Annotated in this window: 20 protein-coding genes; 10 read left to right on the forward strand and 10 right to left on the reverse strand. The window is 70.5% G+C overall.

The window, feature by feature from the left end; genetic code table 11:
- Positions 1-75: 75 nt before the first annotated feature.
- From FB561_RS26830 to FB561_RS26845, 4 genes are read right to left on the reverse strand one after another with little or no spacing between them, the layout of a single operon-like run.
- Positions 76-846, reverse strand: a complete 771-nt coding sequence (locus tag FB561_RS26830; protein ID WP_145811358.1) for an energy-coupling factor ABC transporter ATP-binding protein — start codon at positions 844-846, stop codon at positions 76-78.
- On the reverse strand, positions 843-1,610 hold the full coding sequence (gene cbiQ, locus FB561_RS26835) for a cobalt ECF transporter T component CbiQ (RefSeq protein ID WP_145811360.1): 768 nt from the start codon (positions 1,608-1,610) through the stop codon (positions 843-845). The genes FB561_RS26830 and cbiQ overlap by 4 nt, the downstream gene beginning before the upstream one ends.
- Before the next feature lie 7 nt (positions 1,611-1,617).
- Positions 1,618-2,658, reverse strand: a complete 1,041-nt coding sequence (locus FB561_RS26840) for an energy-coupling factor ABC transporter permease (RefSeq protein WP_145811362.1) — start codon at positions 2,656-2,658, stop codon at positions 1,618-1,620.
- Between the two features lie 43 nt (positions 2,659-2,701).
- A complete protein-coding gene (locus FB561_RS26845) occupies positions 2,702-4,060 on the reverse strand; it encodes a dihydrolipoyl dehydrogenase family protein (protein WP_145811364.1) in 1,359 nt (452 codons plus the stop codon).
- 114 nt (positions 4,061-4,174) lie between these two features.
- On the opposite strand from FB561_RS26845, the gene FB561_RS26850 reads away from it, so the two are divergent.
- Genes FB561_RS26850 through tsaA form a run of 3 tightly spaced genes read left to right on the forward strand, consistent with a single transcriptional unit; the run spans position 4,175 to position 6,873 of the window.
- Positions 4,175-5,689 (forward strand): PstS family phosphate ABC transporter substrate-binding protein, encoded by a 1,515-nt coding sequence (locus tag FB561_RS26850; protein WP_145811367.1) that lies wholly within the window; start codon positions 4,175-4,177, stop codon positions 5,687-5,689.
- 27 nt (positions 5,690-5,716) lie between these two features.
- Entirely contained in the window at positions 5,717-6,463 is a 747-nt protein-coding gene (locus FB561_RS26855) for a metallophosphoesterase (RefSeq protein WP_145811369.1), read from the forward strand.
- Positions 6,460-6,873, forward strand: coding sequence for a tRNA (N6-threonylcarbamoyladenosine(37)-N6)-methyltransferase TrmO (tsaA, locus tag FB561_RS26860; RefSeq protein ID WP_145811371.1), 414 nt, complete (start codon positions 6,460-6,462; stop codon positions 6,871-6,873). Before FB561_RS26855 ends, tsaA begins: the two co-directional genes overlap by 4 nt.
- A 3-nt stretch (positions 6,874-6,876) precedes the next feature.
- On the opposite strand, the gene FB561_RS26865 is transcribed toward tsaA, so the two are convergent.
- Both FB561_RS26865 and lpdA read right to left on the reverse strand, forming a co-directional pair.
- A complete protein-coding gene (locus FB561_RS26865; protein WP_238335079.1) occupies positions 6,877-7,578 on the reverse strand; it encodes a class I SAM-dependent methyltransferase in 702 nt (233 codons plus the stop codon).
- 129 nt (positions 7,579-7,707) lie between these two features.
- A complete protein-coding gene (gene lpdA, locus FB561_RS26870; protein WP_145811374.1) occupies positions 7,708-9,105 on the reverse strand; it encodes a dihydrolipoyl dehydrogenase in 1,398 nt (465 codons plus the stop codon).
- 182 nt (positions 9,106-9,287) lie between these two features.
- Between lpdA and FB561_RS26875 the strand changes: the two genes are divergently transcribed.
- Both FB561_RS26875 and FB561_RS26880 read left to right on the forward strand, forming a co-directional pair.
- Positions 9,288-11,408, forward strand: a complete 2,121-nt coding sequence (locus tag FB561_RS26875; protein ID WP_145811376.1) for a peptidoglycan DD-metalloendopeptidase family protein — start codon at positions 9,288-9,290, stop codon at positions 11,406-11,408.
- Between the two features lie 87 nt (positions 11,409-11,495).
- Positions 11,496-11,954 carry a PGPGW domain-containing protein gene (locus FB561_RS26880; protein ID WP_145811378.1) on the forward strand — a complete coding sequence of 153 codons (459 nt, stop codon included), beginning with the start codon at positions 11,496-11,498 and terminating at the stop codon, positions 11,952-11,954.
- Here the strand turns inward: FB561_RS26880 and FB561_RS26885 are convergent, their stop codons facing one another.
- Complete coding sequence (locus FB561_RS26885; protein ID WP_145811380.1) at positions 11,955-12,890, reverse strand: helix-turn-helix transcriptional regulator; 936 nt, start codon at positions 12,888-12,890, stop codon at positions 11,955-11,957. It lies immediately after the preceding gene.
- A gap of 183 nt (positions 12,891-13,073) precedes the next feature.
- Between FB561_RS26885 and FB561_RS26890 the strand changes: the two genes are divergently transcribed.
- Genes FB561_RS26890 through FB561_RS26905 form a run of 4 tightly spaced genes read left to right on the forward strand, consistent with a single transcriptional unit; the run spans position 13,074 to position 19,027 of the window.
- Complete coding sequence (locus FB561_RS26890) at positions 13,074-15,890, forward strand: family 78 glycoside hydrolase catalytic domain (RefSeq protein ID WP_145811383.1); 2,817 nt, start codon at positions 13,074-13,076, stop codon at positions 15,888-15,890.
- A 37-nt stretch (positions 15,891-15,927) separates the two neighbouring features.
- Positions 15,928-17,247 (forward strand): ABC transporter substrate-binding protein, encoded by a 1,320-nt coding sequence (locus tag FB561_RS26895; RefSeq protein WP_145811385.1) that lies wholly within the window; start codon positions 15,928-15,930, stop codon positions 17,245-17,247.
- A gap of 5 nt (positions 17,248-17,252) precedes the next feature.
- Complete coding sequence (locus FB561_RS26900) at positions 17,253-18,179, forward strand: carbohydrate ABC transporter permease (protein WP_238335080.1); 927 nt, start codon at positions 17,253-17,255, stop codon at positions 18,177-18,179.
- The gene (locus FB561_RS26905) at positions 18,176-19,027 is read left to right on the forward strand and encodes a carbohydrate ABC transporter permease (RefSeq protein ID WP_145811389.1); all 852 of its coding nucleotides are present in this window, start codon (positions 18,176-18,178) and stop codon (positions 19,025-19,027) included. Before FB561_RS26900 ends, FB561_RS26905 begins: the two co-directional genes overlap by 4 nt.
- On the opposite strand, the gene FB561_RS26910 is transcribed toward FB561_RS26905, so the two are convergent.
- Together FB561_RS26910 and FB561_RS26915 are read right to left on the reverse strand one after the other, a co-directional pair.
- Entirely contained in the window at positions 19,028-19,669 is a 642-nt protein-coding gene (locus FB561_RS26910; protein ID WP_145811391.1) for a class I SAM-dependent methyltransferase, read from the reverse strand.
- Between the two features lie 45 nt (positions 19,670-19,714).
- A complete protein-coding gene (locus FB561_RS26915; protein ID WP_238335081.1) occupies positions 19,715-20,851 on the reverse strand; it encodes an aminotransferase class V-fold PLP-dependent enzyme in 1,137 nt (378 codons plus the stop codon).
- A 26-nt stretch (positions 20,852-20,877) separates the two neighbouring features.
- Here FB561_RS26915 and FB561_RS26920 point away from each other — a divergent pair, with 26 nt between their 5' ends.
- Positions 20,878-21,630, forward strand: a complete 753-nt coding sequence (locus FB561_RS26920) for a glycerophosphodiester phosphodiesterase family protein (RefSeq protein WP_202880748.1) — start codon at positions 20,878-20,880, stop codon at positions 21,628-21,630.
- 27 nt (positions 21,631-21,657) lie between these two features.
- Here the strand turns inward: FB561_RS26920 and FB561_RS26925 are convergent, their stop codons facing one another.
- Entirely contained in the window at positions 21,658-22,635 is a 978-nt protein-coding gene (locus FB561_RS26925) for a helix-turn-helix transcriptional regulator (protein WP_145811395.1), read from the reverse strand.
- Between the last annotated feature and the right edge of the window lie 58 nt (positions 22,636-22,693).

Consider the following 22,693-nt stretch of genomic DNA (forward strand, 5'->3'; position numbering starts at 1 on the left):
GGTGGGCTCCCTTCGAGGCGAGGTGTGCTTCCACCAACGCGTCGGACGGGAGCAGCCGTTATCGACAGGGCCGGGTCAGCGTTCGGGGCCGGGGACCGAGAGCGGGTTGAAACCGTACGGCAGCTCGAGCCGGTGGGCGGCCATCAGCTCGGGATCCGCGAGCAGGTCGCGGGTCCGGCCGTCGGCGACGATGCGGCCGTCGTCCATCAGCAGGCTGCGCTCGCACAGCTGCAGGGCGTACGGCAGGTCGTGGGTGATCATCAGCAGCGTCACGTCGAGGCCGGCCAGGATGTCGGACAGCTCGCGCCGGCTGGCCGGGTCGAGGTTGCTCGACGGCTCGTCCAGGACCAGGACCTCGGGCCGCATCGCGAGCACGGTGGCGACGGCGACCCGGCGGCGCTGGCCGAACGACAGGTGGTGCGGGGCGATGGTGGCGTGGTCCTGCATGCCGACCTGGACGAGTGCCTCGTGCACCCGGTCGTCGAGCTCGGACCCGCGGAGGCCGAGGTTCGCCGGGCCGAAGGCGACGTCGTCGCGGACCGTCGGCATGAACAACTGGTCGTCGGGATCCTGGAACACCAGCCCGACCTTGCGCCGGACCTCGGTCAGGTGGTCGCGGTGCAGGGCGGACCCGCTGACCTGGATCCGGCCGCTGCCCACCCCACCGGCGACCGCGCCGAGGATGCCGTTGAGGTGCAGCACCAGCGTCGTCTTGCCGGCACCGTTGGGACCGAGGAGGGCAACGCGCTCGCCGCGTTGGACGGTGAAGTCGACGCCGAACAACGCCTGCCGGCCGTCGGGATAGGCGAAGACCAGACGCTCGACCTGAATCGCGGGACCGCTCACAAGCCGACCACCCTAGCCGCGACCGCGACGAGTACGGCGAGCAGGGACAAGGTCAGCCCCTCCAGCCACTGCGCCCGCACCGCACCGTTCTGACTCAGCGGCGGCATCCGGCCGTCGTACCCGCGCGACCTCATCGCCAGGTGGACCCGCTCGCCGCGCTCGAAGCTGCGGACGAACAACCCGCCGACTCCCCCGGCGACCGCCTTGAGATGCCCGGCCCGGCCACCGGCGTACCCGCGGGACTCTCGCGCGATCCGCATCCGGTGCAGGTCGTCGGACACCACGCTGAGGTACCGGATCATGAACGACAGGATCGCGACCAACGTCGACGGCAGCCGCATCCGCTCGAGCCCGGCCAGCAGGTCGCGCGGTGCGGTCGTCGCCGACAACACGATCGCGGCCACCACCCCGAGGGTGCCTTTGACCAGCACGTTCCAGGCGCCGAGGACGCCCGACTGCGACAGCGAGACGCCGAGGACGTCGACCTGCGGACCCGTGGCCACGAACGGCAGCAGCACCGCGAAGACGATGAACGGGGTCTCGACGGCAAGGCGCCGCAGGACGGTCAGCGGCGGGAGCTTCGCCAGAACCACGCATCCGAGCAGCAGCGCGGCGTACACGGCGAAGGCCCAGAACGCGGCCGCCGGGGTGGAGACCACGGCCAGGACGAAGACGACGAGCGCGACGATCTTGACCTGGGCCGGGAGCCGGTGGATCCGGCTGTCGACCGCGACGAGCAGGCCGTCGCCCGCGGAACCGGCCACGAGCGGGTCAGGCCACCTTGTCGGCGTCGGCGGTGGAGCGGGCCGACCGCAACGAGGACAGCTTGGCGATCGCCAGGCCGACCGCGATCGTCACCAGCACCCCGATGATCCCGGCCAGCGCGCCGGAGACCTGGGCGTTGCCGATCCCGCTGACGCCGTAGTCGGCCAGCGGGCTGCTCGCGACGGCCGAGTCCCGCGCGGCGCTGTCGAAGCCCAGCTTCGCGCCGACGAACTCCAGCCCGTCCGGGTGCGCGCTGGCGAACAGGCTGACCACGCCGGCGACCAGGAAGGTGACGGCGACCCCGATCCCGAGACTCCGGCCGGCCGGGCGGGTGGCCACCGGGCGGTCCGCGGCCACGGTCGAACGGTTGCCGTCGGCATCGACGAGGACCAGCTCGGGCTGCAGGTGCCGGACCGCGTACACCAGGTCGGGCCGGGTCGCGACGACGGCGCTCAGGACGGCCGCGGTGATGACGGCCTCCCCCAGGCCGACCAGGACGTGCCAGCCGACCATCGCGGTGGTCAGCTTGCCGAGCGGGATCTCGACCGCGCCACCGATCGCGTACAGGCCGGTGAAGGCGAGCGCCGACAGCGGCACCGAGACGAGGGCACCGAGCGCGCCCGCGGGGACCACGCTGCCGACTCGCTTCGGCAGGACCTGCAGCACCGCCCGGATCGCGAAGTACCCGACGACCACGGTGACCAGACCCATCAGGGTGATGTTCGTGCCGAGCGCGGTCAGGCCACCGTCGGCGAACAGCAGGCCCTGCACGAGCAGCACCGTGGACATCACCAGCACCGCCGTCCATGGTCCGACCAGGGCCGCGGCCAAGGCGCCGCCGAGCAGGTGACCGCTGGTGCCGGCGCCGACCGGGAAGTTGACCATCTGGACGGCGAACACGAACGCGGCGACCAGTCCGGCCAGCGCCGGACCGGTCTCCCGGATCTCGCGGCTCGCTCGCTGCAGGCTGACCCCGACGGCGCCGGCCGCGATCAGTCCGGTGGCGACAGAGGTGGGCGCGTCGAAGAAGCCGTCCGGTACATGCATGCCGCCATTCTTGATCTACCTGCGACCGAATCGCAACTGAGTCTCAGAGTGCGCGCAACGCGTCACCGATCGCACGGTGGAACGTCGGGTACGCGTAGATCATCTGCAGCAGCGACTTCACCGGAACGCCACCGTGGACGGCGACCGCGAGCGCGCCGAGCACCTCGCCGCCGGTCGGACCCGCACTGGTCGCGCCGACCAGGACACCACGGTCGTCGTCGACCACCAGCTTGATGAAGCCCTCGTTGCCGGCCTTGTGGATCCAGCCCCGCGTGGACGACGGGATCTGGCTGGTCCCGGTCCGCACCGTCAGCCCCTGGTCCCGGGCCTGCTGCTCGGTCAGCCCGACGGCGCCGATCTCGGGATCGGTGAACGTCACCCGCGGCATCGCGTGGTAACTCGCCGTCGGCGCGTCCGTGGTCCCGAGCAGGTCGTGCACGGCGATGTTCGCCTGGTACATCGCGGTGTGGGTGAACGCACCGACCCCGGTGACGTCACCGAGCGCCCACAGCTTGTCGCCGGCCCGGACATGCTCGTCCACCTCGATCCGGCGCGCCTTCGGGTCCAGCCCGACCGCGTCCAGGCCGAGCCCCTCCGCCGCCAGCCGCCGTCCCGTTGCCACCAGCAACTTCTCGCCGGCGACGGTGTCCCCGTCGGCCAGCGTCACGGTGAACCCGCCGGCGCCGTGGCTCACCCCGGTCGCCTGTACCCCGGTCCGGACCGTGATGCCGTCCTTCTCCAGCACCTCCTGGGCCAGCTCGCTCGACTCCGGCTCCTCCAGCGCGAGGATGCGGCCGGCCGCCTCGACCACGGTCACCTGGACCCCGAACCGGGCGAACACCTGGGCCAGCTCCAGCCCGATCGCGCCACCGCCGAGCACCACGATCGAGGCCGGCAACGTGTCCGCCTCGATCGCCTCGTGGTTGGTCCAGTACGGCGTCCCGGCCAGCCCTTCGATCGGCGGGATCGACGGCACCGTACCGGTCGCGATCACCACGCCCCGGCCTGCCTCGAACTCGCGGTCGCCCGCGCGGACCCGGCCCGGCCCGGTGAGGGTGGCGCGCTCGCGGACGAAGGTGACGCCCTTGCCGACCAGCCGGTCCACGGCGACCTGGTCGTTCCAGTTGTCGGTCGCCTCGTCACGGATCCGCCGCGCCACCGGCGCCCAGTCCGGCTGCACGGTCGCGTGGCCGGCCATCTCGTCCACCCGGCGCGTCTCGGCGATCAGGTTCGCGGCCCGGATCATCATCTTGCTCGGCACACAGCCCCAGTACGGGCACTCGCCGCCGACCAGCCGGGGGTCGATCCCGACCACGTTCAGCCCCGCCTGCGCCAGCCGCCCGGCCGCTTCCTCGCCGCCGACACCGAGCCCGACCACGACCACATCAACCTGTTCAGCCATGCCGCCCAATGTCGCAGACCGCACCGCCGCGGCCAAGCATCCCCGCCGGACTCCGCGATCGCCGGCCATCCGCCGGTCAGCGGCCGTTCATGCTGCTTGCCTACGGTGACCGAAGTGGGGCACCTCGTGTTGGCTTTGGACTTCTCCGGACTCGGCGACATCAACCTCGAGACCGTGATCGCCGGGATCGCGCTGGTCGGGACGGCGATCGCGTGGCTGGTCGACCGGTACTTCCTGCGCCGCAAACGGCTGGTCTACCGGGTCCAGGTGGACGCGCCGATCGGTGTGTACCCGAGCTCCCACATGGTCGACGTCGAGGTCCGGCACCAGGACGAGGTGGTCGAGGACCCGAGCGTCGTGCTGCTCCGCGTCGACAACGCCGGCGGGATGGACATCGAGCCGCACCACGTCCACGAGAAGGTCTCGTTCGCGTTCCCGGACCGCAAGATCGTCGGTCTGGAGGTCACCGAGGCCACCCCGGAGGCGCTCGGCCGGATCCTCCAGCGCCGGCTCGACACCGAGAACTTCGTCGACACCGGCAAGCTGATCGTGCCCCGGATCGCGATCAACCGCGGCGACAGCTTCAAGTTCCTCCTCGTCCTCAGCGGCCGCGGCGAGGGCGTCACCCACTCCGGGTACCTGGCCGGTGGCTCGGCGGGTGGCGGGGTGTACCACGAACCGCGGCCGCGCGGACCGGGCCGGCGGACGCTGATGTTCGGCGCGGTCGCGTCGGTCCTGGTCGGCGCCCTGGTCGCGCTGTTCCTCGTCGACGTGTTCCAGCCGCCGGACAATTGCGCGTCCGGCCAGTTGCGGATCGTCGGCTCGACCGCGGTGGAGCCGACGATCAAGGAGCTCCGCAGCGCGTACGCCGCCGAGTGCACGCAGGCCGACATCACCATCGCCACCACCGGCAGCCGCAGCGGGGTCCGGTCCCTCGACGAAACCGGCAAGAAGGACGCCGCATCGGCCGAGTCGGTGATCGCGATGTCCGACGGCCCGGCCGAGAACGCACCCGACCTGCGCGGCCGGCCGATCGCGGTGGTCGTCTTCGCGGTCGTGGTGAACCGCTCCGCCGAGATCGACGCGCTGACCACGCACCAGCTCCGCGCCATCTACGCGGGCCGGCTGACGAACTGGAAGCAGCTCGGCGGCCGCGATCTGCCGATCCGGATGATCAGCCGGGTCGGGCCGGACTCGGGCTCCCGCCGGACCTTCCGCGAGAAGGTACTGGCCGGGGACCAGGAGCTCGGCATCACCTCCGACGACTGCCGGACCAAGGACGACCCGGCCGCTCGGCAGCACCGGTGCGAGGTCGGGACCACCGAGGAACTGCTCAGCCGGGTCGACGACATCGAAGGCGCGATCGGGTACGCCGAGCTCGGCGGCTCGCGCAAGTACCCGGGGCTGACCGCGGCCGAGATCGACGGCGTGGTCCCGCAGGCCGCCCGGGTCGCCGACACCACGTACCGGTTCTGGGAGGTCGAGTACGCCTACACGTACGGGGCGCCGGAGCCGGACTCGCTCGCCGCGGCGTTCCTCGAGTACGCCGGATCGGCGCAGGCGCGAGCCGTCCTGGTCCGGGACGGGCTGGTGCCGTGTGCGGAGCTGCCCGGCTCGTTGTGTGGTTAGGGTGCTGCTGTCCTGAAGGAGGCAGCTTTGTTCGTCATCGCGCACCTGAGTGATCCCCACCTGGACGGGACCGCCGAACCGCGGGACCGCCTGCGCCGCGTCACCTCGTACCTGCTCGACTTCGCCCGGCCGGTCGACGTCGTCCTGCTGACCGGCGACCTGGCCGACCACGGCACCGAGTACGCCGAGGTCGCCGAGGAGCTCGCCGTCCTCGGTGACCTGCCGGTCCTCGTCCTGCCCGGCAACCACGACTTGAGCGGTTCGCTCCGATCCGGTCTCGCGAAGTACGTCGACAGCTCAGGTCATCCGGTGCATGAGGTCCGCGACCTCGGCGGCGCGCGGTTCGTCCTGCTCGACAGCACGGTGCCTGGTGAGGACCACGGGCTGCTCAGTGCCGAGTCGCTGGAGTGGTTGCGCGGCGTCCTGGCCGAGCCGGTGGACGGGCCGTTGTTCGTCGCGTTCCATCATCCGCCGATCGGGTTGCAGCACCCGACGATGGACCAGTGGCTGCTGCGGGACGCGGACGCGTTCGCCGACGTGATCCGCGATCGGCCGATCACCGCGTTGCTCGCCGGCCACCTCCACAACGGCCTGGCCACCACGTTCGCGGGTCACCCGCTGCTGCTGGCCCCGGGGATCCGGTCGACCGTGCCGCTGCCGTTCGAGCCCGTCCCCTCGACCGCTCTCGTGGACGTCACCGCTCCCCCGGGATTCGCGCTGCACGTCGTGGCGGACGGGAGCCCGTTGATCACCAAGTACCGGTACCTGCCGTGAGTACCGACTTCGTCCTGCGGCCGATCGGAGTCGTCGAGTCCGACCTGACCGACCTGGCCGGCGCACCTCGCCAGGGTGACGAGGGCGCACCCGACGCGTGGCTCGTCCTCGACCCGGCGTTCGCGGAGGCTTGGCAGCACCTGGTGGTCGGCGACGAGTTGCTGCTGTTCACCTGGTTCGACCGGGCCGATCGCGAGACCCTCGTCGTTCATCCGCGCAGTGACGTGACCCGGCCGCCGACGGGCGTCTTCAGCACCCGGTCCCCCGACCGGCCGAACCCGATCGGGCTGCACCGGATCACCCTGCTCGCGATCGACGCGCAGCGGCTCCACGTCGGCCCGCTGGAAGCGATCGACGGGACGCCGGTGCTCGACCTCAAGCCCGTCCTCGGTGACGTCGCCGACCGCTGACCGCTACGTCACCCGGTGGCCACGGACGTAGAGGAGGCACGGGACCTCGCGCCAGATCGGGGTGTCGAGTTTGGGTTCGAGCATCCGGTCGATGACGAGACCGGCGTCGGCCAGCGCGTTCACGTACGTGCTCAGCGTCCGGTGGTACGCCCCGACCGGGAGCGCGTCCCGGTGCCGGCCCGGGCCGTCCCAGTAGCCCTCCACGAAGTACCGGCCGACGGTCCGCCGGATGCTCTTGTCGACGTGGTCGGTGATCTCGCCGGTCGCCGGGGTCTTGAAACACGGATGCGTGATCGAGACGACGAACCAGCCGTCCGGCCGGACCACGCGCGCCATGCTCCGCAGGGTGGCGTCCAGCTCCGGGATGTCCATCAGCGCCAGATGGCAGACGACCCCGTCGAACGATGCGTCCGCGAGCCCGTCGAGGGTCTGCGCGTCGCCGGTCAGGTACGTGATCCCCAGCTGCTGGGACTCCTCGTGCGATCGCGCGAGCTCGATGAGCCGTTCGGACAGGTCGACGCCGGTGACCACGGCACCCCGGCCCGAGAGGTACCGCGCCTCGCGGCCCTGACCACAGGCGACCACGCACACCTCCTGGCCGTCCACCTCGCCGGTCAGCTCGGTGAAGGTCGGATCCGCCAGCGCCGACCCCTCACCCACCCACCGGTCGTACTCCGCCGCGACCTCGTCGTACCTGGCCTTCACCTGGACCGCCCTTCTCGCGCGTGACCTTCTGTGGTTGCCACGAACGGGATACGGAATTGGTTCCGGCACGGCAACGGCGGCAGACCCCCGGGACTCCCGGGTGCCTGCCGCCGTGTCGAGCAGCGGTGATCAGAAGTTGATCATGTGCCCTTCGAGACCGTGGAACGCCTCCTGCAGCGCCTCGCTCAGCGTCGGGTGCGCGTGCACGTTGCGGGCCAGCTCCTTGGTGGTGAGGTCCCACTTCTGCGCCAGGGTCAGTTCCGGCAGCAGCTCGGTGACCTCCGGGCCGATCAGGTGCGCGCCCAGCAGCTCGCCGTACTTGGCGTCGCTGATCACCTTGACGAAACCGCTCGGGTCGCCGAGGCCGTGCGCCTTGCCGTTCGCGGTGAACGGGAACTTCGCGACCTTCACCTCGTGGCCGAGCTTCTTCGCCTCCTCCTCGGTGTACCCGAAGCTGGCGATCTGCGGCTGGCAGAAGGTGGCCCGCGGGATCATCGCGTAGTCGAGCTCCATCGTCTCGGCCCCGGCGATCGTCTCGGCCGCGATCACGCCCATCGCCTCGGCCGCGTGCGCCAGCATCAGCTTGGCGGTGACGTCGCCGATCGCGAAGATGCTCGGCACGTTGGTCCGGCAGAAGCCGTCGATCGCGATCGCGCCGCGCTCGGTCAGCTCGACGCCGGCCTTGTCCAGGCCGTACCCGTCGACGCGCGGCTGGAAGCCGATCGCCTGCAGGACCTTGTCGGCCTCGATCGTCTGCTGGTTGCCGTCCTTGCCGGTGACGGTGACCTTCACCTTGGCGCCGGAGTCGTCGATCGAGTCGACCCGGGTCGAGGTGAGCACGTCCACGCCGAGCTTCTTGTACGCCCGGGCCAGCTCCTTGGAGACCTCCGGGTCCTCCAGCGGGACCAGCCGGTCCAGGAACTCGACGATGGTGACCTTCACGCCGTAGTTCGCCAGCACGTAGGCGAACTCGACCCCGATCGCGCCGGCGCCGGCGATCACGATGCTGCCCGGCAGCTCCTCGGTGAGGATCTGCTCCTCGTAGGTCACCACGCGCTCGCTCAGCTGGGTGCCCGGCAGCAGCTTGGTGGTCGCACCGGTCGCCACGATGCAGCTGCCAAACGTCACCGTCTCCGAGGAGCCGTCGTTCAGCGTGACGTCCAGGGTGTTCGCGTCGGTGAACGAGCCCCAGCCGTCGAACTCGGTGATGCCGTTCTTCTTCATCAGGAAGTGCACGCCCTTGACGCGGCCGTCGGCCACCTTCCGGCTGCGCTGCACCGCGGTCGGGAAGTCGAAGCTGACCTCGCCGCTGATCCCGAACGTCTTCTGCTCGGTCCGGAAGATGTGCGCCAGCTCGGCGTTGCGCAGCAGCGCCTTGGACGGGATACAGCCCACGTTCAGGCAGACACCGCCCCAGTACTTCTTCTCGATGATGGCGGTCTTGAGCCCGAGCTGGGCGGCGCGGATCGCCGCGACGTACCCACCCGGACCCGCGCCGAGGACAACAACGTCAAAGTGCGAGGCCATGCGAGGAACTTTAGTCGGTGGCGCCCAGCCGGCTCGCCACCGGGCGGCCGGTGTGGCCCGGGTCATCGTCACGGATCGTGAACCGGGCTTCCGCAAGGGGCCCCGCGGCACCTACGCTGAGCACGCACGGGGGCCGTCTCTCTCCCGTGCGCGCGTGAGGCGACGGTTCGATGGGGGGCTCGATGGGGAACCAGCGTGGGCTGCGCCTGGCAGCCCTCGGGGTACTGCTGGCGGTCGGCACCGCCGTGCCCGCGTACGCCGAGGACCCCACGCCGCCCCCGCCCGCCTCCGTCACCGACGTGAACCGCTCCCTGGAGGAGCTGCAGGCCGAGGCCGCCGCCGTCCAGGCCGACTTCGCCAAGGCCACCATCGCGTACACGACCGCGCTCAAGGCCGCCCAGGTCGCCGAGGCGGCGGCCAAGAGGTCCGAGCAGTACGCGGCCGCCTCGAAGTCGAAGTCGGACGGGGAGCGCCGCAAGCTCGGCCTGCTCACCGTCCAGGCGTACCAGACCGGCATCCCGACCGTGATGGGGGCCGAGTCGATGCTCTGGTCGCTGGCCCCGATCGCCGAGAACCTCCAGGAGATCGCCGACCGGCAGACCGCGATCAAGCAACTCGGCGCGAACCAGGTCGCCCAGTACAAGGCCGCCTCCGCCGCGGAGAGCGCCGCCGGGACAGCGGCCGCCGACGCCACCGCCAAGCGGGCCGCCGCCGACAAGGCCGCCGAGACCGCGCGCAAGCTGAGCCAGGAGGTGCAGCAGAAGGCGGCCAACGCGTCGATGACGATGGAGGGCCAGCTGGGTGACCTGGCCGGCGCCACCCAGCTGTCGCAGCAGCTCCAGGGCAGCCGGAACCAGCAGGCGCTGTCGCGCTGGCGGACGTACCTGGCCGAGTTGGCCGCCGCCGGCGTGAAGGCTCCCGCCGCTTCGACCTTGAAGAACCCGGCGAAGCTGCCGGCCGGACTCAAGCCGCTCACCGCCGCCGGCAAGACCGTGCCCGGCGCGGCCGCGGTCACCGACGGCGGCCGGACAGTCCGGGTGCTGCCGACCGAGACGATCCGCGCGGTCAACCAGGCCTTCGCACTGCTCGGCAAGCCGTACGGCGTCGCCGCGACCGGCCCGGACAAGTACGGCTGCCTCGGCGCCGCCCGGGTCGCGTGGCAGCCGTACACCACCCTGCCGAACCTGGTCGGCAAGGTGTACCCGGACTATCAGCAGGTGCCGGCCGCGTCGGTCCAGCCCGGCGACCTGCTGCTGATGGGCAGCCGCTCGGTCGGCCTGTTCCACATCGGCATCGCGCTCGACAACGGCGAGATGATCGCCGCCGACGAGGCCAAGGGCTCGGTCGTCGTCACCTCGGTCCCGGACAGCCTGTACGCCGCGCTCCGCCCGACCCTCGGCAAGCCGGCCAAGGCCCAGGTCGCCCCGGCCGCCACCTCCGAGGCGTACCAGTTCCGCTGCGGCAACACGGCCACCTCGTACGAGGTCGGCACCGGCGCCTGGACGTGGCCGATCGCGGACGGCGGCTACCAGATCGGTACCCCGTTCGGTCAGCCCGGCGCGTTGTGGGCCAGTGGCATCCACACCGGCCAGGACTTCCCGGCGGCGGTCGGGACGCCGGTCCGCGCGGTCGCCGCCGGTACCGTCCGGGTCGAGCACCCGGCGTGGGCCGGCAACCTGGTCCGGATCGACCACGGCGACGGCCTGGAGACGCTGTACGCGCACCTGTCCTCGATCGACGTGCCCGACGGCACCCGGGTCGCGGCCGGTGACCGCATCGGTGCCGTGGGCACCGAAGGCAACTCGACCGGGCCGCACCTGCACTTCGAGGTCCGGCTCGGCGGCGACGCGGTGAACCCGATGCCGTTCCTCGCCACCGGCGGCACCAGCCTCGGCTGGGGCGGCTACAGCAACGGCATGATCCCGGCGTCGAAACTCTGTGCCCTGAGCAACGGCCACTCGCTGCGCTGCGACGCCGCCGCCTCGTACGCCCAGCTCGCCGCCGCGTACGAGCAGCGCTTCGGCAGGAAGCTGTGCATCACCGACTCGTACCGGTCGTACGCCGCGCAGGTCGACCTGTACGGGCGCAAGCCGTCCCTGGCCGCGCTGCCCGGAACGTCCAACCACGGTTGGGGTCTCGCGGTCGACCTGTGCGGCGGGATCGAGAGATTCGGCACAGCGCAGTACCAGTGGATGGTGCAGCACGCGACCGCGTACGGCTGGGTGCACCCGGCCTGGGCGAAACAGGGCGGCAACCGCGAGGAGCCCTGGCACTGGGAGTTCACCCGTCCTGCCGGCGCGTGATCGCTGACGCATCACAATCCGGACCCAGGGTCGAGTCAGGGTTCCGCGCTCCCCGGAACCGCCCCCACCAGCACGTACGCTGTTGCTGTGGCCGAGCAAACCAGTCCCGACCGCACGGACGACAACATCACGCTGGACGCCCAGGACGACCGCTGGGAGTGGCGGCGCAAGATCCGCGCGAACCCTCGCAAACACCTGATCTACCGCATCGGCGTCGGGGTGCTCGGCGGCCTGCTGATCATCGCGGCCCCGCTCACCGGCTGGCTCCCCGGTCCCGGCGGCATCCCCTTGTTCATCGCGGGTCTGGCCGTCCTGGCCAGCGAGTTCGAGTGGGCGCAGCGGCTGCTCTACCGGGTCAAGGAGTGGGTGAAGGAGCTCACCGCCTGGACCGGCAAGCAGCCGGCCTGGCTGAAGGCGCTCGGCACCCTGGCCCTCTTCCTCTGCGTGCTGGTCGCGATCTGGCTGTACATGGCCGTCCTCGGCGTGCCCGGCTGGCTGCCGGACGCGTGGGAGGACTTCCTGCACAAGCTCCCGCTGCTGGGCTGATCAGGCCCCCGTCCGGGCCGGAGCGGAGTCCCGGCGCTCCCTCGGAACCGCTCCGGTGCGGCCGGGATGGGTGAAGCTGGCCCGGTAGTTCGACGCGGTCAGGCCGTAGTGCGACTTGAACCGGCGGGCGAAGTAGTTCTGGTCCGGCCAGCCCACCGCCTCGCCGATCCGGCAGATCGCCAGGTCGGTGTGCAGCAGCAGGTCGGCCGCCAGCTCGACCCGGTGCCGTGACAGGTACGCCATCGGCGGCAGCCCGGTGCTCGACTTGAACAGCCGGACCAGGTACCCCGGGGCCAGGTGCAGCTCGGAGGCGAGCTCGGTCAGCGTCCACTGGTGCGCCGGATCGGCCTCCATCCTCCGCATCGCGGCCAGCACCGCCGGATGCGTCTCGCCCTCGGAGGTACCGATGCCCTCGAGCGCTCGGGCGACACAGCTGAGGAACAGCGACAGCCGGCCGACGATGTCACCGCGGTGCAGCTTGACCGGTTGGTCGCGGAGCTCCTCCAGGCCCTGTAGGTGGTCCAGCGCGTCGTGCAGCGGAGCCGCGTCCAGGTGCGTGGTCAGGATGCCGCGGCGCTCCGCGGAGAACGGGCCGGTCCACAACAGGTAGCCGAGCAGCGGGTCCTCACGGGTCCAGGCCAGCTCGCGCTGCAGCAGGTCCGCGGCGAAACAGCAGTTGTAGATCCGCAGGTCGCGGCAGTCCTCGTAGCTGTGCCACACCCCCGGCCGGAGCAGGATCACGTCGCCGACCCGGAGCTGCTGGCGGCCGGCCAGACTCTGGTGGACGCCCTCGCCACCGGTCACCACGGCCACCTCGAAGAAGCTGTGGGTGTGCATCGGATGGCCGCGTTCGTGCACGTACGGCCCGGCATACGCGAGAGCGCCGTCGACGAAGTACAGCATCGTCCGGCTGGTCTCGACGGGCGGCTCGGCCATGCCTCAACCTAAGGTCCGAGGTGCGTTTCGTGCTACCTCTCGTGCACTGCGGGCTATGTCAGATCCGGGTCCGGCCTCAGGATCGGTGGACAGAGGAAATCTCCTCGCACCCTTCCGGAACCGACCAGCCGCCACTTCCGCCGCACCGACGATGAATCGTTTCATCCCCCCGTCTGGAGTGTCATGACGCCCCTTTCCGCGCCGTCCACCGTCCGCTTCGAGCACCGCACCGACGCCGGCCCCGTGCTGGGCCTCGGGACCGGATCGCCCCGGTTGTCCTGGCAGGTGCCGGCCGCCGATCCCGGCTACACGCAGGCCGCGTACCAGGTCGAGATCGCCCGCGACGACGCCGACGTGGTGATCCACACCGTCGAGTCCGCCGACCAGGTCCTGGTGCCCTGGCCGGGTGACCCGCTGGCCTCCCGCGAGTCCGCCCAGGTCCGGATCCGGGTCCGCGGTACCGGTGACTGGAGTGGCTGGAGCGAGCCGGCCACCGTCGAGGTCGGGTTGCTGAACTCGGCCGACTGGACCGCCCGCTTCGTCTCACCGAGCGAGGCCGGCGCGATCGGCGCCCCCGCTCCCCTCGTCGCCGGAGTCACCGAGCTCCCCGGCGACGTCGTCCGCGCCCGCCTCTACGTCACGGCGTACGGCGTGTACGTGCCCGAGCTCAACGGGCAGCGCGTCGGCACCGACGAGCTCGCGCCCGGCTGGACCGCGTACCAGTTCCGGCACCGGTACCAGACCTACGACGTGACCGATCTCGTCGTACCGGGCGAGAACCGGCTGGAGTTCCTGCTCGGCAACGGCTGGTACCGCGGCCGGCTCGGGTTCCAGGACCAGAGTGCCGTGTACGGCGACCGGCTGGCCGTGCTCGCCCAGCTCGAGGTGACCACGGCCGACGGCGAGACCCAGGTGTTCGGGTCCGGCGACGGCTGGACCGTCCGGGAGAGCGCGATCGTCGCCGACGACCTGTACGACGGTCAGCGCACCGACCTGCGCCGGAGCCCGGACAGCGTGACCGGGGTCGACGTGCTGGACGCGGACCTCGGCCTGCTGGTGGCGCCCGACGGTCCGCCGGTCCGGATCACCCAGGTCCTCCCGCCGGTCTCGATCAGCACGTCGCCGGCCGGGAAGACGTTGATCGACTTCGGGCAGAACCTGGTCGGCCGGGTCCGGCTCACCGTCCGCGGTGGCGCCGAGGGCGACGAGATCGTGGTCCGGCACGCCGAGGTCCTGGAGAACGGCGAACTCGGCGTCCGCCCGCTGCGGACCGCCAAGGCGACCGACTCCTACGTCCTGGCCGGGCCCGACGAGGTGACGCTGGACTCGGCGCTCACCTTCCACGGGTTCCGGTACGCCGAGGTGACCGGGGTGGCCGATCTGCGGGCCGAGGACCTGGAGGCCGTCGTGGTCGGGTCGGACCTGGCCCGCACCGGCTGGTTCGAGTCGTCCGACGAGCTGCTCGACCGGTTCCACGAGAACGTCGTGTGGGGCATGCGCGGCAACTTCCTGGACGTGCCGACCGACTGCCCGCAGCGCGACGAGCGACTCGGCTGGACCGGCGACATCCAGGTCTTCTCGCCGACCGCGAGTTTCCTGTTCGACACGGCCGGATTCCTCACCAACTGGCTCGCCGACCTCGCCGCCGAGCAGCACAAGAACGGCGCGGTCCCGTACGTGATCCCCGACGTCCTGCGTGACGCCGACCCGGCCACCGCGGCCTGGGGCGACGCGGCGACGCTCGTTCCGTGGGTGTTGTACGAGCGGTTCGGTGACCTCGACCTGCTCGCCCGCCAACTGCCGAGCATGCGGGCCTGGGTGGACCGGATGCGGGACCTGGCCGGCGACAACCTGCTCTGGTCCGGCGGGTTCCAGTTCGGCGACTGGCTCGACCCGACCGCGCCGCCCGAGAACGCGTTCCGCGCGAAGGCCGATGCGGATGTGGTCGCGACCGCTCACCTCGCACGGTCCGCCGAGGTCGTCGGCCAAGCGGCCGCGCTCGTCGGCGACACCGACCTGGCCGCGGAGTACTCCGACCTGGCTGCTCGGGTGCGGGCCGCGTTCGCCGCGGAGTACGCGACCGAGGGTGGCCGGGTGCTCAGCGACGCCCCGACCGCGTACGCGCTGGCGTTGCAGTGGGCGTTGTTGCCGGGTGAGGAGCAGCGTCGCCGGGCCGGGCAGCGGCTGGCCGATCTGGTCCGCATCTCGGGCTTCCGGATCAGCACCGGGTTCGTCGGTACGCCGTTGATGACCGACGCGCTGACCGACGCGGGCGAGACCGGCCTCGCGTACCGCCTGCTGCTGCAGACCGGGTGCCCGTCCTGGCTGTACTCGGTGACGATGGGCGCCACCACGGTCTGGGAGCGGTACGACAGCATGCTGCCCGACGGCAGCATCAACCCTGGCGAGATGACCTCGTTCAACCACTACGCCCTCGGCGCCGTCGCGGACTGGCTGCACCGCCGCGTCGCCGGTCTCGCCGCGGCCGAACCGGGCTACCGCAAACTGACGATCAACCCCGTCCCCGACTCCCGGCTCACCCGCGCCGCCGCCCGCCACCTCACGCCGTACGGCGAGGCCGCCGTCGCGTGGGAGCGCGCCGACGGGCGGCTGCGGCTCAGCGTCACCGTGCCGGTCGGGGCCACCGCGACCGTTCACGTTCCCGGACAGGCCGAGCCCGTAGAGGTTGCGCACGGCTCGCACGAATGGACCGCCGACGACCCGTTCGCCGGTGTCGCCGAACTCCCGGCCGAGCCGACGATCCGCCAGTTCATGGATCACGAGGCCAGCTGGAACGCGATCGCCGCGGTGGCCGTGGACGCCGGCATCGCCGACACCGACGCCCAGCTCGCCGGCCGGCTCGAGCGGTACCTGGACGCGCCCGCGCCGCGACTGGCCGACGTGGCCGGCGGTGGCTTCTCCCCCGCGGCCGAGGCCCTCCGCGCCGAACTCGGCCGGCTCCTCGGCATCACCCTCGACACCCCGACCAGCAGGCACTGACGAACCACCGCTCGACGACCACCCCCTGGAGGCTCACATGACGATCCGCTCGCGTTGGACCCTCGCTGTCGTCGCCGCCGGCTCGCTCGCACTCACCGCGTGCAGCGCCGGCAGCCTCGGCTCCAGTGACGACTCGGGCGGGGGCTCGGTCGAGATCACCTACCTGATCACCAATCAGGAACAGGACCTCAAGGAGGCCGAACAGCTGGCCAAGGACTTCCACGCCAAGTACCCCGACCTGACGGTCAAGGTGGAGACCCGGCCGGCCGGTACCGAGGGCGACAACATCATCAAGACCCGGTTGTCCACCGGCGACATGCCGGAGGTCTTCAACTACAACACCGGGTCGCTGTTCCAGGCGATCGCGCCGCAGAAGAACCTGCTCCCGGTCAACGACGAGCCCTACATCGGCGACCTGGACGAGAACTTCAAGAAGACGGTGACCGCGGACGGCCAGGTGTACGGCGTCCCGGTCGGCGGCTTCATGGGCGGCGCGGTCCTCTACAACATCCCCGTGTACACCAAGCTCGGGCTGAAGCCGCCGAGGACGTGGGCCGAGTTCATGGCCAACAGCGCGAAGATCAAGGCCGCCGGGATCGCGCCGGTGATCCAGACCTACGGCGAGACCTGGACCTCACAGCTGTTCGTCCTCGGCGACTTCCACAACGTCGCCACCGCCGAGCCGGACTTCGCCGACCGGTACACCAAGAACCAGGCGAAGTACGCGACCTCGCCGGCCGCGCTGAAGGGGTTCGAGCACACCCAGGCGGTGCACGACGCGGGGTACGAGAATCCCGACTTCGCCTCGGCCAAGCTCCCGGACGGCCTCCGGATGCTGGCCCAGGGCAAGGGTGCGCAGTACCCGATCCTGTCCGGGGTGGTCGCCGACATGGTCGCGACCCATCCCGACGCGGCGAAGAACGTCGGCCTGTTCGCGTTGCCTGGTGACGACGCGAGCAAGAACGGCCTGACGGTCTGGACCCCGGGCGCGCTGTACATCCCGAAGACGACCGCCGACGCGAAGCTGGACGCGGCCAAGAAGTTCCTCGCCTTCGTCGCCAGCCCGGAAGGCTGCAAGTCACAGGCTTCCGTCGGCGCGCCGACCGGTCCGTACGCGGTCAAGGGCTGCGAGTTGCCGGACGACGTCCCGCAGGCGATCAAGGACATGCAGCCGTACCTCGATCAGCAGGGCGCGTCCAGCCTGGCGCTGGAGTTCGTCTCGCCGGTCAAGGGTCCCTCGCTGGAGCAGATCACCGTCGAGGTCGGCTCCGGCATCCGCAAGGCCAAGGACGGCGCCGCCCGGTACGACGAGGATGTGAAGAAGCAGGCGCAGCAACTCGGACTCGCGGGCTGGTGAGCCGGGTGGCCATCGCCTCGATCCGCCCAGGTTCGCGCTCCGACGCGCCCCCGGCCGCCTCGGCGGCCGGGGGGAAGGTGTACCGCCCGTACTCGTACTGGTTCTACCTGCCGTCCGCGGTGATCTACGGGGTGCTGTTTCTCGTCCCCAACTTCGCCTCCCTGTACTTCAGCCTGACCCGGTGGAGCCTGTTCGAGTCCAAGTTCATCGGGCTGGACAACTTCAAGCTGTTCTTCCAGGAACCGGCCCTGGTCAAGGGCTTCACCAACACCCTCGTGTACGCCGTGGTCACGTCGGGGTCGAAGGTCGTCCTCGGCCTCCTGCTGGCGGTCCTGCTCACCTCGCAGATCGTTGCCCGCGGCTACCTACGGTCGGTGGTCTTCTTCCCGGTGCTGGTCTCGACCATCGGCGTCGGCCTGACCTTCACCGTGCTGATGAACCCCGAGCGCGGCCTGATCAACGGCGCGCTGAGCGTCGTCGGGATCGACGGCCCGGGCTGGCTGACCGATCCGAAGTGGGCGCTGCTGTCGGTGGCCGCGGTCGACGTCTGGAAGGGCGTCGGCCTGGCCACCCTGATCTACATCGCCGGCATCGTCTCGATCCCGCGCGAGTACGTCGAGGCCGCGCGCGTCGACGGCGCCGGGTCGTGGGAGACGTTCCGCCGGATCGTGCTGCCGCTGTCCCGGCCGGCCACGGTGACCGTGATCATCCTGTCGCTGATCGGCGGGCTGCGGTCGTTCGACCTGATCTGGGCGATGACCCGGGGCGGTCCCGGCTTCACCTCCGACGTGATCGCCTCGGTCATCTACAAGCAGTACCAGGCCGGCTTCTACGGCCTGTCGACGGCCGGGAACGTGGTGCTGTTCGTCGTGGTCACCGCGATCGTGCTGCCGTTGTCCTGGTTCCTCAACCGCCGGGAGGTGGACCTGTGAGCACCGCCGACCTCGTGAACCACCGGCCCGGCCGGAACTACCTGCTCAGCGCGGTCGCGATCGTCTCGTCGATCGTGGTGTTCGTCGTCCCGTTCGCGTTCATCCTGCTGACCGCGGTCAAGGACCGGCAGCAGTCCGCGGACCTCGACTTCTCCTGGCCGCACCAGTTCCGGTTCGTGCAGAACTTCATCGAGGTGGTCGAGGCCCGCGACTACATGCTGGTGATCGCCTTCATCAACAGCACGATCCTCACCGTCGCCAGTGTCACCGGGATGGTGGTGCTGGCCGCGATGGCCGGGTTCGTGCTGCAACGCCGCAAGAGCCGGTGGAATCCGATGATCAACTTTCTGGTGCTGTCCGGCCTGATCATCCCGCCCGCCGTGGTGCCGACGATCTGGGTACTGCAGAAGTTCGGGCTGTTCCGGACCATGCCGGGGCTGATCCTGATCGAGATCGCGTTCGGGCTGTCGTTCTGCATCCTGCTGTTCCGGGCGTTCGTCGCGACCATCCCGAGGGAGCTGGACGAGGCGGCCGTCATCGACGGGGCCGGGCCGTTGCGGTTGTTCTTCGGCGTCGTCTTCCCGCTGCTGCGCTCGGTGATCGTGACCGTCGTCGTGGTCCAGTCGGTCACCGTGTTCAACGACTTCGTGAACCCGCTGTACTTCCTGCCCGGCGACAAGAACGCCACCGTCCAGCTCACCCTCTACAACTTCTCCAGCCAGTACTCCACCCAGTACAACCTGCTCTTCATGAACATCCTGCTGATCACGATCCCGCCGCTGATCATGTTCCTATTCTTCAACCGGCAGATCGTGGCCGGCATGACGTCCGGCGCCGTGAAGGGCTGATCAGGCCGGTTTGCGGACCAGCAGGTACGCCTGCGGGAGCTGGTCGATGCTGCTCGGGGCCGTGGTCGTCGTCGACACCTCGACGAACCCGGCCCCGGCCAGCAGCCCCGCGATCACGTCCGGCTGGTACCGGTAGACGTCGAGCGACAGCGGATGCCCGTACCCCTGGTCCAGGTGCCGCGTGCCCTCGCCGATCTTGAACCCGTGCAGCAGCAGCCCACCCGGCCGCACCACCCGGAAGAGCTCGCCGAACACCCGCGGCAGGTCCTCGGCCGGCGTGTGCACCAGGGAGTACCAGGCGAGCGCACCGGCGAGCTCGTTGTCGGGCAGGTCCAGGTCGAGCAACGAACCCTGCTCGAACCGCAGCTCGGGATGCGCCGCCCTTGCGACCTCGACCATCCCGCTCGACAGGTCCACCCCGAACGCGTCCACGCCCAGCCCGGCCAGGTACGTCGTCACGTGCCCGGGACCGCAGCCCAGATCGCCGACCGGTCCCCCGCCACCCTCGGCCACCAGGTCGGCGAGCAGCCCCATCATCGCCCGCTGGAACGGGTCCGCGATGAAGAGCGGCTCGACGATCTTGTAGTAGTCGGCGGCGACGGTGTCGTAGGAGGCGCGGGTGGAGTCGAGGTAGGAGGTCATGGCCGAGGACCCTAGAACCCGGCACCGACAGTTGGCGCTGGCGACTCAGAGCAGTGTGGGCAGCCGCTCGGCGAGTACCTCGTAGTCGTGGAGGCTGTTGTACGCGTGCGCCGACAACCGGATGTACGTCCGGCCGTCGAACCCGGTCAGGGTGATCTCGGCCTTGAGCTCACGGGATGCGCGGATCTTCACCGACTCGGCCTCCCCCGGGGTCGCGACCCCCGAGAACGGCAGCTCGACCAGGCGCATCGTCGCGGCCGGGCTCGCGATGTCGGGGATCCCGGTGCCGAGCGCCTTGGCGAGGACGCGGGCGCCTTCGTCGATCAACCCGGACAGCTGGGTCCGGCGCTCGGGCCACTGCAACTCGGCGAGGACCCGCACCGACTCCGGCGCCGCGATCCAGGGCACGTAGTCGTACGTCCCCTGCATGTCGAACCGCTCCGGCAGGCGCTCGTCGTACTCGGACCAGGACACGATCAGCGGCATCGTCGCGGTCCGCCACTTCTCCGCGACCACCAGGCCGGCGGTACCACGGGGTGCGGCCGGCCACTTGTGGAAGTTCCCGGTCCAGAAGTCGGCGCCGTCCTCCGCGGGTGCGTCGAGCAGCGCCGGAGCATGGGCGCCGTCGACGATCACCGGGATGCGGCCGCCGCACGCCTCGACCAGGCGGCGGATCGGGAACACCATCGCGGTCGCCGAACTGATCTGGTCCACGATCAGCCCCGCGGTCCGCTCGTCCAGCGCCGCGGAGATCGTCGCGACCACGGTGTCGTCGTCGGCCTCCAACGGGATGTCGACCACCACGATCTCGGCTCCGCGGGCCCGGCAGAACCGCTCCGCGGCGTACCGGACCGCGCCGTACGCGTGGTTGGTCAGCACGATCCGGCTGCCGGCCGGGATCGGGATTGTGGCCAGCGCCGCCGTGACGCCGGCGCTCGCGTTCGGAACCAGGGCGAACCCGGCGGGATCGGTACCGAGGAAGCCGGCCAGCTCGAGCCGGCTGGTGGTCAGCCGGTCGGCCACCGAGCGGAACCACACCATCGGGTTCGCGTCGGCCTCGGTGCGCAGCCGGGCCATCAGCTCCTGCGTCCGGCGCGGCACGGCGCCGTACGAACCATGGTTGAGATGGAGCACCTCGGGTTCGAGGGTCCACAGGTCGGGGCGGGGGTTGAGAAGCGTCACCACCCAAACGGTACATACTTTCCGATGTGTACCCGTACCTCGTCCACGACGGCCCGATCGCCATGGCCCACCGCGGCGGCGCCCTGCACCCCGACAACCTGGGGTACGAGAACTCGATGCACGCCTTCGCCCACGCGGTGAAACTCGGGTACCACTACCTGGAAACCGACCTGCACGCCACCAGCGACGGCGTCGTGGTCGCCTTCCACGATCACCGCCTCGACCGCGTCACCGACAGCACCGGCGTCATCGCCGACCTGCCCTGGTCCGAAGTGAGCAAAGCCCGCATCAACGGCCACGAGCCGATCCCGCTGCTCGCCGAGGTGCTGGACGCCTTCCCCGAGGTCAAGCTCAACCTCGACATCAAAGCCGACAACGGCGTCCTCCCGGCCGCCGAGGTGATCCGCGCGGCCGGGGCGCTCGACCGCGTGTGCGTGTCGTCCTTCAGCCAAGCCAGAGTCCGCCAGATCCGCCGCGAACTGGGTCCCCGCCTGGCGACAGGGCTGGGCCAGCAGGAGATCGCCCGGCTGAGGTTCACCCCGTTCCCGGTGAACTCCGCGGGCGCCTGCCTGCAGATCCCCGAGGTCTACGGCCGCCTGCGGGTCCTCACCCCAGGCCTGCTGAAAAGAGCCCACGCCCTCGGCAAACAGGTCCACGTCTGGACGGTGGACGACCCAGCCGACATGCACCGCCTCCTCGACCAAGGAGTAGACGGCCTCATCACCGACCGAACAGACCTCCTCCGCCAAGTCCTCCAAGCCCGAAACCAATGGACGTAAGTACCGACCGCGCCCGCTACGTGGTTCTCAAAGGTGTTGGTTGTAGTGGTTGTCGAGGGCTGTGGCTCGGGTTTGGAGGGAATGGATCAGCCAGGCTGGGGCTAGCGGCTGGGCGTCGGTGGCAAGCTGCCAGAGAGCCCACTCGGCGTGTCTCTTGTCTTGGAAGGTGACCTCCAGAACAAGCCGGCCGTCATCTTCGAGGCTTTCGGAGAGGACAGCCAAGGCGGTACGAACAAGCTGCTCGCGGCGCGCCGGGTTCAGCCGGAGCTTCACCGCCACCTGGTCGCCGCCGGTGCGAAACCGGGTGCTCCTCTCCTGCCACGCTCGCTCCAGGTCGATCCTTTCCGGGCGTTCGGCCAGCTCGTCGAGCTCCTCGGCCGCCTGCACCCGCGACAGCCGGTACGTGCGGTCCTCGCCCGCCTTCGTCGCCAGGAGATAGCCCTGCTGCCGGACAGTCACCAGCCCGATCGGGTCCACCGTCCTCCACGTCGCCTCCTGACCCACAGCCGCGTACCGGAGCCGGAGCCGATGACCCGCGAACACCGCCCGCCGGATCTCCCCCACCACCGGATCAGGCAGTTCCTCCTCGACAACCTGACGGCGGGACAGGAGGTCGGTCTCGGGGTCGATGAGCAGCCGCTGGACCGCACCCGCCGCGGTGGCGCGTTGCTCTTCCGGGAGAGCGTCGAGGATCTTGAGCATCGCCGAGGCAAGAGCTGATCCGAGGCCGAAGACCTGAGCGCCTCGTCGGGATCCGGCGACCAGCAACGCAAGCGCCTCGTCGTGATTCAGCCCGGTCAGCTCGGTCTGGAACCCGGGCAACAACTCGAACCCGCCGTACCGCCCCCGCTCGGCGTACACCGGTATCCCGGCCGCGGACAGCGCCTCGATGTCGCGCAGCACCGTCCGCGTGGACACCTCCAGCTCGCGGGCCAACGTGGCCGCGGACAACCGACCGCGTTGACGCAGGAGCAGCACCAGCGAGACCAGCCGATCGGCACGCATCCGGAAACCCTACCGGCATACACGACACAGGGTGTCGTGAATCGTTGCCAGGCTTTCA

This window comes from Kribbella amoyensis (assembly GCF_007828865.1).
Taxonomy (GTDB): domain Bacteria; phylum Actinomycetota; class Actinomycetes; order Propionibacteriales; family Kribbellaceae; genus Kribbella; species Kribbella amoyensis.